The following is a 413-nucleotide window of genomic DNA, read 5'->3' on the forward strand; positions in this document are numbered from 1 at the left end:
AAATAAGAGGGTGATGACATGGCAAAAAGGCTAGATTATGCCGAATTAATGGCGTACCGGCGCAGTATGCTGAATGGATTATCCGATCGGCAGGAACGACTGGCGCGTGTCCGCCGGAACTTAACCACGCTAATTAACGGCGGTTCTCTTAAAGGCGCTGCCGCCAAGGCCAGTAATCAGTATTTGCAAGAAGTTTACCTGCAGGGCTTGTTAAAATCGTTTGACGAAACAATCGAAAACCTGAGACAAGTTCTGGCCCAATACGTAGGCGGATATACCAGCGTTGATCCCAGTCCGGACTTTTATCTATCTGATGAAGAGTATGACAATTTGAACGATAAGATCAAAAGCCAATTTCATAAAGCAGATCGGGTATTAGATGGATTGGTTTCGGCAGGAAACAAGGTCAGTGA

The 413-nt window shown here is 45.8% G+C and carries 1 protein-coding gene; it reads left to right on the plus strand.

The window, feature by feature from the left end:
* Window positions 1–18: 18 nt before the first annotated feature.
* Window positions 19–413, plus strand: a 395-nt coding sequence (locus FD09_RS15690; protein WP_157053876.1) for a T7SS effector LXG polymorphic toxin, incomplete at its 3' end; no start/stop codon positions are given.

Origin of the sequence: Schleiferilactobacillus perolens DSM 12744 (assembly GCF_001435585.1) — a bacterium.
GTDB lineage: Bacteria > Bacillota > Bacilli > Lactobacillales > Lactobacillaceae > Schleiferilactobacillus > Schleiferilactobacillus perolens.